Annotated in this window: 8 protein-coding genes; 5 read left to right on the top strand and 3 right to left on the bottom strand. The window is 63.4% G+C overall.

The features are described 5' to 3' along the window. The coding region (locus EOA38_RS19370; protein ID WP_145965999.1) for an HPP family protein at nt 1-983 on the bottom strand (983 nt) is incomplete at its 3' end. 265 nt (nt 984-1,248) lie between these two features. Next, nucleotides 1,249-2,418, bottom strand: a complete 1,170-nt coding sequence (locus tag EOA38_RS19365) for a cystathionine beta-lyase (protein ID WP_126094476.1) — start codon at nt 2,416-2,418, stop codon at nt 1,249-1,251. Nucleotides 2,419-2,976: 558 nt separating this feature from the next. Between EOA38_RS19365 and EOA38_RS19360 the strand changes: the two genes are divergently transcribed. From EOA38_RS19360 to EOA38_RS19340, 5 genes are all read left to right on the top strand, one after another. Next, nucleotides 2,977-4,005 carry an amino acid ABC transporter substrate-binding protein gene (locus tag EOA38_RS19360; RefSeq protein WP_126094475.1) on the top strand — a complete coding sequence of 343 codons (1,029 nt, stop codon included), beginning with the start codon at nt 2,977-2,979 and terminating at the stop codon, nt 4,003-4,005. A 64-nt stretch (nt 4,006-4,069) separates the two neighbouring features. Next, on the top strand, nt 4,070-5,257 hold the full coding sequence (locus tag EOA38_RS19355; protein ID WP_126094474.1) for an amino acid ABC transporter permease: 1,188 nt from the start codon (nt 4,070-4,072) through the stop codon (nt 5,255-5,257). 4 nt (nt 5,258-5,261) lie between these two features. Then, on the top strand, nt 5,262-6,419 hold the full coding sequence (locus tag EOA38_RS19350; RefSeq protein ID WP_126094473.1) for an amino acid ABC transporter permease: 1,158 nt from the start codon (nt 5,262-5,264) through the stop codon (nt 6,417-6,419). A 77-nt stretch (nt 6,420-6,496) separates the two neighbouring features. Next, nucleotides 6,497-7,300 carry an amino acid ABC transporter ATP-binding protein gene (locus EOA38_RS19345; protein WP_126084530.1) on the top strand — a complete coding sequence of 268 codons (804 nt, stop codon included), beginning with the start codon at nt 6,497-6,499 and terminating at the stop codon, nt 7,298-7,300. Nucleotides 7,301-7,540: 240 nt separating this feature from the next. After that, a complete protein-coding gene (locus EOA38_RS19340) occupies nt 7,541-8,179 on the top strand; it encodes a TIGR02117 family protein (RefSeq protein ID WP_126095948.1) in 639 nt (212 codons plus the stop codon). Nucleotides 8,180-8,268: 89 nt separating this feature from the next. On the opposite strand, the gene EOA38_RS19335 is transcribed toward EOA38_RS19340, so the two are convergent. After that, nucleotides 8,269-8,969: FAD-dependent monooxygenase (locus EOA38_RS19335; protein WP_189434749.1), on the bottom strand; the 701-nt coding region annotated here is incomplete at its 5' end.

Here is an 8,969-nt window from a genome sequence, read left to right as displayed (position 1 = left end):
TCGACGATCACCACCGCATGGCTGTGCCCGTCGGTCAGCGCCGGCAGCAGGCTCATCGCCGGCGTGTCGGGCGAGGCGGTGCCGGCCTTCGACATCACGCCCTTTACCGTGTCGGTCGGTCTCGTCAGCTCGCGCAGGCCGACGGCGCCGGCCAGCCTTGCCTCGGCGTCGACCACCGGCAAGATGCGGATATTGTGGTCGAGAAGCTGCTTTCGCGCCTCGTCCGCGGTGGCGTTCTCCGTCACCGAGATCACGTCGCGGGACATGATGTCCCGGCAGAGCAGGGTGCGGTGCGAGCGCACCGTCGCCTGCAATTCGACCTGACGCAGCAGCCTTTCGATGTCGTCGCGGTCGATGTCGAAGCTCTCGTCGAGCGCGGCAAGGGCAGCATCGACATCCTCCGGCCGGAAGCCGACGCGCGTCGTGGGCGGCCGGTCGGCGGTGCCGTGGCTGTTGGCCACAGGCGCGTGGACATGCGGATAATTGCGCCGCGACAGCTTGTGGAACAGCAAGCCGAGCGTCACCAATATGATCGAATTCAGCGCCACCGGCACGAAGGGAAACAAAAAGCCTGCGCTGACCACGGCCGGTCCGCCAAGCACGCCGGTGAGAGCCGCGGCGCCTCCCGGCGGATGCAGCGAGCGCGTGAACGACATGGCGGCAATGGCGAGCGCCACGGCCAGCCCGGAGGCGATCACCGGGTCATGCACGAAATGCGCCACCGTGACGCCGACCAGCGCCGAAATCGTATTGCCGCCGATGATCGACCAAGGCTGCGCCAGCGGGCTCGAAGGCACGGCGAACAGCAGCACGGCGGAAGCCCCCATCGGCGCCACCAGCAGCGCCACATGCGGGCCGCTCCCCATGGCGAGCCCGCTGATCACGCCGGTCAGCGCGACGCCGATGGTCGCGCCGATGCAGGCAAGCAGTCGTTCGCGGAGCGTCGCGCCGGCAAGGATCGGAACGAAGAGGCGGAACGCCATGGCAGGCCCTTGGGATCAAATGGCTGGAATTTGCGCTGCTCGCAATGCCGCCGAAGCCACGGATTTGGAAGCCAAACCAATCCGTATATTCGCGGCCGGGAAGAATATTATTGCGCGAGGCGACGCGTTCGCCACACCGCCAGCGGCCTCGGCTTTCTCAATCGCGCCCAATCTCCCGGACAGGCGTTTCATCCGTGAATTGGATGCGCCTGCCGGCAAAAGGTTCCCGGACTTGTCCGATCTGGTCGGGCGCTATGCCCGCCGCTCAGACTTCGGCTGCCGCTTTGAGCCCGCGCTGGATGTCGGCCTTGAGGTCCTCGACGTCCTCGAGCCCGATCTGCAGGCGGATGAGCGGACCGGCATAGGAGCCCTTGGCTATGGTGCGGTCGCCCAGGAAGACCGGCACGGCAAGGCTCTCATAGCCGCCCCAGGAATAGCCGAGGCCGAAGATCTTCAATGCGTCGAGGAAGGCGTGCTGCTGTTTTTGCCCGCCACCCTTGAGCACGATCGAGAAGATGCCGCTCGAGCCGCAGAAGTCGCGCTTCCACAGCGCGTGATCCGGGTGGCTTTCCAGTGCCGGATGCAGCACCTGCGCCACGCCCGGTTGCTCCTCCAGCCAGCGCGCGATGTCGAGTGCGCTCTTCTGGTGATGCTCGAGCCTGACCCCCATCGTGCGCAGGCCGCGCAGCACCTGGTAGACGTCGTCCGGCCCGGAACAGCATCCCAGCGTGCAGAAGCCTTCGTAGAGCGCCTTCCAATGCGTTTCGTTGGCCGACACCGTGCCGAGCAGCACATCGGAATGGCCGGCCGGATATTTGGTGGCCGCATGGATCGAGATGTCGACGCCATGGTCGAGCGGTTTGAAAAAGAGCGGCGTCGCCCAGGTGTTGTCCATCATGACGATGGCGCCTGCCGCATGCGCGGCCTTTACGATTGCCGGAATGTCCTGCACCTCATAGGTGTTCGATCCCGGCGATTCGGCGAACACCACCTTGGTGTTGGGCTTGATCAGCTGGGCGATGCCGGCGCCGATGCGCGGATCGTAATATTCGATCTCGACACCGAGGCGCTTCAGCATGGTGTCGGCGAAATTCCGTGTCGGATGATAGACCGAATCGACGATCAGCAGATGGTCGCCAGCCGAGACGAAAGTGAGCAGGGGGATTGTCACCGCCGCAAGGCCGGATGGCACCGCGATCGTGCCGGCTGAACCCTCCAGCGCGTCGACGGCCAGCGTGAGCGCATCCATGGTCGGCGTGCCGCGCGTGCCATAAGTGTATTTCTGGCTGCGCGATGCCATCGCGGCGGCGTCGGGATATAGCACTGTCGAGGCATGCACGACCGGCGGATTGACGAAGCCGAAATAGTCGCGCGGGTTGTTGCCGGAATGGGCAAGCCGCGTGTTGATGCCGATCTTGCTGCCGTCTGTCGCCATGGTTCGTCGCCTGTCGTAGTGTGTCTGGAGCTCAGCCATAGTGCGGCGTGGCGGCCCGTGCAACCGCTCCGAGCCCGCCAAGCGTCGGTGTTTGGGTGGGCCAAATAAAAGCTCGCCGGCTCACCGATCGCGCCCTTTGCGCGCCTCCGGTGGACTTGCGTCGAAGGCACCTTGGCGCGCCCGCCCTTCGCCATGAATCGCGCCAGTCCTTCCATCGCCGGCGACAGTAGTTACCGGCATGAATTAGCGTAACGTTCAAAATTTCCGTGGGCTCCGACTTGCCGGTTCCGGTTGCAGCTTTTGACCAATTCGCGGGCGCTTCTGACTGCAATTCGGGCATTTCCGGCAATCGGTTTTCAAACGTGTCGCAATTCGGTCATTTCCCTTGACCTCACAGGAATAATCGCCTTCGATGCGTTTCGTGAATGGGAGGCAGTGCACCGGCAACGGTGCGGGTCCGGGAGTGGGCCGAAGTGGGAGCTGCATTCACACATGAAAAAAGATCAGGGCTGCCTGGGAAGCAGGGGCGCCTGTAAAGCAGAAAAGGGTCTGTGGGTCATGAAACACATCGCAATCGGCATTCTTGGCGCCGCCGCGCTCGGGTTTACGGCGTCGGCAGCTTCGGCCGGCACGCTGGATACCGTGAAGCAGAAGGGCTTTATCCAGTGCGGCGTCTCGACCGGTCTCGCCGGCTTCTCGGCGCCGGACGACAAGGGGGAATGGCAGGGCATCGACGCCGACTTCTGCCGCGCCGTCGCGGCCGCCGTCTTCGGTGACGGCACCAAGGTCAAGTTCACACCGCTCAGCGCCAAGGAACGCTTCACCGCGCTGCAGTCCGGCGAGGTCGACATCCTGTCGCGCAACACCACCTGGACGATCAACCGCGATACCGCGCTCGGCCTGAACTTCGTCGGCACCACCTACTATGACGGCCAGGGCTTCATGATCAACGCCAAGAAGCTGCCGGGCGTGAACTCGGCGCTGCAGCTTTCGGGCGCCGCCGTTTGCGTGCAGACCGGCACCACGACCGAGCTCAACCTTGCCGACTACTTCAAGTCGAACAAGATGGAGTACAACCCCGTCGTGTTCGAGAAGCTGGAAGAGGTCAACGCCGCCTATGACGCCGGCCGCTGCGACGTCTACACCACCGACCAGTCGGGCCTCTATGGCATCCGTCTGACGCTGGGCTCGCCTGCCGATCACGTCGTGCTGCCCGAGATCATCTCCAAGGAGCCGCTCGGCCCGGCCGTGCGCCAGGGCGACGATCAGTGGTACCACATCGTCAAGTGGACCTACTTCGCGCTGCTCGACGCCGAGGAGCTCGGTATCACCAAGGCCAATGTCGACGAGATGAAGAACTCGGACAATCCCGAGGTCAAGCGCGTGCTCGGCCAGGAAGCCGACACCAAGATCGGCACCGATCTCGGCGTCTCCAATGACTGGGTCGTCAACATCGTCAAGGCGGTCGGTAACTACGGCGAAATGTTCGAGCGCAATGTCGGCTCCGGCAGCCCGCTCAAGATCGCGCGCGGCATCAACGCGCTGTGGACCAAGGGCGGCCTGCAATACGCTCCGCCGATCCGCTGATCGAAACGTGATCCCGGGGGGCAGGTCATCTGCCTCCCGGTTTCTCTTTCCAGGGGATGGTCGCATGGCATCGCAGGAAATCCTTCGCGAGGAGCCGAGCCGCGGCTCCTTCGTCAATGACCCGAAAATACGCAGCATCTTCTTTCAGACGCTGGTCATCGTCTTGTTGTTCGGCTCGGTCTGGTGGATCGTGCAGAACGTCATCGACAATCTGGCTCGCCTGCACATCGCCTCCGGCTTCGGCTTCCTGAGGGGCAGGGCCGGTTTCGACATCTCGGATACGCCGATCGCCTATACGTCCGATTCGACCTATTTCCGCGCCATCCTCGTCGGCCTGATCAACACCATCATCGTCGCAGTTGCCGGCATCGTCACCGCCACCATCATCGGCTTCGTCATCGGCATCGGTCGCCTGTCGCACAACTGGCTGATCCGCAAGATCTGCACGGTCTATGTCGAGATCTTCCGCAACATCCCGCCTCTGCTGGTCATCTTCTTCTGGTATTCGGGCGTGCTGGCCGTCCTGCCTCCGCCGCGCGAAAGCTTCCACCTGCCGTTCGGCACTTTCCTCAACCAGCGCGGCTTTTATTTTCCGCGCGCGATTTGGGGCGATGGCTCCTGGCTGATCGGCGTCGCCTTCGTCGTGGCGCTCGCCATGGCCTGGTTCGTCGCGTACCGGGCGCGCCAGCGCCAGATGGCGACCGGCCAGCAGTTCCCGGTGTTCTGGACCTCGGTGGCCCTGATCGTCGGCCTGCCGGTGCTTGCCTTCCTGCTCGCCGGGATGCCGCTCACCTTCGACCTGCCGAAGCAGTCGACCTTCAATCTGACTGGCGGCTTCCAGGTCAAACCCGAGTTCCTGTCGCTCTATCTGGCGCTCTCCTGCTATACGGCGGCCTTCATCGCCGAGATCGTGCGCGCCGGCATCAGGGGTGTCAGCAAGGGTCAGACCGAGGCGGCCGGCGCCCTTGGTCTGCGCTCCGGCCCGATTCTGCGCCTGGTTGTGGTGCCGCAGGCGATGCGTATCGTCATTCCGCCGATGACCAGCCAGTATCTCAACCTGACCAAGAACTCCTCGCTTGCGATCGCCATCGGCTATCCGGACCTTACCGCCACTGCCGGCACGGTGCTCAACCAGACCGGGCAGGCGGTCGAGGGCGTATTTATCATGATGATCGCCTATCTGGTGCTGAGCCTCATCACCTCCGCGGTGATGAACGTCGTCAACGCCAGAATGGCGCTGGTGGAGAGGTAGGGTCATGCAGGAACACGATATGTCCTGGGTGCGCACCGAGATGGCGCTTGCCCAGCCGGCGCCGCCCACCGAGCGCGGCGCCTATGCCTGGGTGCGCAAGAACCTGATCGGTTCGGTCAGCGACACGATCCTCACCGTTCTCGGCATCGCCATTGTTCTCTGGGTGCTGCCGCAGGTCATCAACTGGGCCTTCATCAGCGCCCAATGGATCGGGCCCAACCGCACGGTCTGCGCAACGGTCGCGCAGGGCGGCATCCAGCCCGACGGCTGGAGTGGCGCCTGCTGGGCCTTCGTCAACGCCAAGTTTGGGCAGTTCATGTTCGGCACCTATCCGGTCGAGGAACGCTGGCGGCCGATCCTGGTCGCTGTCCTGCTGGTGGTGCTTTTGGTGCCGATGCTGATTCCACGCGTGCCGCGCAAGGGACTGAACGCCATCCTGCTCTTCCTGGTGCTGCCGGTTGTGTCTTTCTTTCTCTTGTCCGGCGGTGCGTTCGGCCTCCCGCTTGTCGAGACTTCGCGCTGGGGCGGGCTGCTGGTGACGCTCAGCCTCTCTTTCGTCGGTATCGCCGTGTCGCTGCCGCTCGGCACGCTGCTGGCGCTCGGCCGGCGCTCCAAGATGCCGATCGTCAAGATGCTGTGTGTGATTTTCATCGAGACCGTGCGCGGCATCCCGCTGATCACGGTGTTGTTTTTCGCCAGTGTCATGCTGCCGCTGTTCCTGCCGGCCGGTGTCACCTTCGACAAGTTCCTGCGGGCGCTGATCGGCGTGTCGCTGTTCGCCGCCGCCTATATGGCGGAAGTGGTGCGCGGTGGCCTTCAGGCGATCCCGAAGGGGCAGTATGAGGGCGCCGATTCTCTCGGCCTCGGCTACTGGCAGAAGATGGGTCTGATCGTGCTGCCGCAGGCGCTGAAGCTGGTCATCCCCGCCATCGTCAACACCTTCATCGGCATGTTCAAGGACACCAGCCTGGTGCTGATCATCTCGATCTTCGACCTTTTGGGCGTGGTCAAACAGAACCTGTCCGACGCCAACTGGGCGACGCCGCAGACCGCGAAATCCGGCCTCGTCTTTGCCGCCTTCGTATTCTGGCTGTTCTGCTTCGGCATGTCGCGCTATTCAATGTACACCGAACGCCGGCTCGACACCGGCTACAAACGCTGATGCATGTCGCCCAAAAGTGTGAAACGGTTTTGGGATAACGACATGCATCAAATCGAACGATAAAAGGGGAATTGGCCATGAGCACCGAAAACGCCGTCAGCGCGGAAGACATCAAGGTCGATGCCAAGAAGATGCATGTCTCGACCACCGATGTCGCCATCGATATCGTCGGCATGCACAAATGGTACGGCGAGTTCCATGTGCTGAAGGACATCAACCTCAAGGTGATGCGCGGCGAGCGCATCGTCATCTGCGGTCCGTCCGGCTCCGGCAAGTCGACCATGATCCGCTGCATCAACCGGCTGGAGGAGCACCAGAAGGGCAAGATCATCGTCGACGGCAAGGAACTGACCAACGACCTAAAGAAGATCGACGAGGTGCGCCGCGAGGTCGGCATGGTGTTCCAGCATTTCAACCTGTTCCCGCATCTGACCATCCTGGAGAACTGCACGCTGGCGCCGATCTGGGTGCGCAAGACGCCGAAGAAGCAGGCCGAGGAAATCGCCATGCATTTCCTGAAGCGCGTCAAGATCCCCGAGCAGGCCAACAAATATCCCGGCCAGCTCTCGGGCGGCCAGCAGCAGCGCGTGGCGATCGCTCGCTCGCTGTGCATGAATCCGCGCATCATGTTGTTCGACGAGCCGACCTCGGCGCTCGATCCGGAAATGATCAAGGAAGTGCTGGAGACGATGGTTGGCTTGGCCGAGGAGGGCATGACCATGCTTTGCGTCACGCACGAGATGGGCTTTGCCCGCAAGGTCGCCAACCGGGTGATCTTCATGGATCAGGGCCAGATCGTCGAGCAGAACACGCCGGCCGAATTCTTCGACCATCCGCGCCATGAGCGCACAAAACTATTCCTGTCGCAGATCCTGCACTAACACAGCGCGACAACGATTTGAGAAGCCCGGCCGCAAGGTCGGGCTTCTTTGTTTTTGGACGATCGGCTAAGAAACTCTGTGCTTAGAGCGGTTTCGGCTTTTCACAGAATCGCTGACCCACTCTAACTATTTGTTTTTACGCAATTCCGGACGGAAAACTGTTACACACTTTTTCTGGAATTGCTCTAGAGGCGCAACGGAGCCCCGCCGTTGACGAGAAAATTCCTGCGTTTCCCGTCCATGCTGGTCGCTGTGCTCCTTTTTACCGCCGCGCTCGGCACGCTGGTGCCGCGCCCACTCTGGCCGGCGGTGGCCGCGGGCGAGGGCACCAGGCGCATACTGGTGCTCAAGAACCCGATCCATACCGACATCGCGATCCCGGTCGATGACGGCGTGCGCCGGCGTTATCATTTCCTCGCCGACGCCGGGCTGCCCACCGATGCGCCGCAGGCGCGCTACCTTATTTTCGGCTGGGGCGGTCGCGCGTTCTACCTGGAGACGCCGACATGGTCGGAACTGAGGGCCGTGCCGGTGCTGAAGGCGCTGACGCTGGACGCCTCGGTGATGCATGTCGACCTCGCCGGCGCGATTGCCGAACCGCGCCCGGACGTCGCTGGCTTCGACATCGACGAGAAGCACTTTTCGGTGCTGCTCGATTACATTCAATCGAGCTTCCGGCAGGGGCCGAACGGGCCGACGGTCATCGACAATGCCGGCTATTCCAGCTTCGACCGCTTCTACGAGGCCAACGGCCGTTTCAACGCGCTGGTCGGTTGCAACACCTGGACGGCGGCGGCACTGCGCACCGCCGGCCTGCGCACCGGCTGGTGGAACCCGCTCCCGGTGTCGCTGGGGTTGTCGATGAGGCTGTATGATTGATGGTTGGCATATCCGCGAGTTGCGAACGCCGCGTTCCGTCACACCCCCCTCTGTCCCGCCAGCCTGTCGAGCTTTATCGCTGCGACGCCTTACCGCCCTACAACGTTCCGCTCCTCCCAGCCATAGAGCCAGTCCAGATCCGCCGCGAGCTTTTCCGCCGGCCGCGTCGCCAGCACCAGGTTGCGGGCTAGCGCCACCGGTCCCCAGGCATGCCATGCCAACCGGTTGAGCGCGCCGCGCCTGAGCACCTTCTCGATGCGCGGGCGCCTGAGATTTTCCCAGATACCGAGGCTTTGCCGCGGATCGGCGGGAAAGTCGGCGACCAAACTGGCAAGCATCGCGGCGTCCTCTATGCCCATAGCCGCGCCCTGCGCCGCGAACGGCGTCATGGCGTGCGCGGCGTCACCGATCAGCGCGACGCCTTCCGGCATCGTCCAGCACTGCTGCTCGACGGTGTGGATCGGAAATGCCGTCCAGGGGCCGGCGAGCGTGGCAAGCCTTGCCAGAACCTGCGACGTGCCGCGCATGGCGCTGGCGAGAATGGCGGGATCGGCATGGCCCGACCAGCCTTCGGCAATGCGCTCGCCCTTGGTGAAGGCGGCGAGGTTGACGGCGCTGCCCCCGCTTACCGGATAGGCGACCATGTGGAAACCAGGATGGAGGAAGGCGGTGACGCAGTCGAGCGCGCCGATCGCCGCAAAGGCCTGGCCGGCGGCGCTTGTCGCCGCCACCGTGGCGCGCCAGGCGAGCTCGCCGGAAAAGCGGCTTCTCGCAAAAGCGGGCTCTCTGC

This window comes from Mesorhizobium sp. M1E.F.Ca.ET.041.01.1.1 (genome assembly GCF_003997355.1).
In the GTDB taxonomy this organism is placed as follows: Bacteria; Pseudomonadota; Alphaproteobacteria; order Rhizobiales; family Rhizobiaceae; genus Mesorhizobium.
The sequence above is the reverse complement of the archived record's forward strand: the minus strand, read 5'-3'. Positions and strand labels throughout refer to the sequence as shown.

What these genes read in the sequence shown, in the direction of transcription:
- EOA38_RS19360 (WP_126094475.1), top strand. Translation starts at nt 2,977, where the DNA reads ATGAAACACATCGCAATCGGCATTCTTGGCGCCGCCGCGCTCGGGTTT.
- EOA38_RS19345 (WP_126084530.1), top strand. Translation starts at nt 6,497, where the DNA reads ATGAGCACCGAAAACGCCGTCAGCGCGGAAGACATCAAGGTCGATGCC.
- EOA38_RS19355 (WP_126094474.1), top strand. Translation starts at nt 4,070, where the DNA reads ATGGCATCGCAGGAAATCCTTCGCGAGGAGCCGAGCCGCGGCTCCTTC.
- EOA38_RS19340 (WP_126095948.1), top strand. Translation starts at nt 7,541, where the DNA reads ATGCTGGTCGCTGTGCTCCTTTTTACCGCCGCGCTCGGCACGCTGGTG.
- EOA38_RS19350 (WP_126094473.1), top strand. Translation starts at nt 5,262, where the DNA reads ATGCAGGAACACGATATGTCCTGGGTGCGCACCGAGATGGCGCTTGCC.
- EOA38_RS19365 (WP_126094476.1), bottom strand. Translation starts at nt 2,418, where the DNA reads ATGGCGACAGACGGCAGCAAGATCGGCATCAACACGCGGCTTGCCCAT.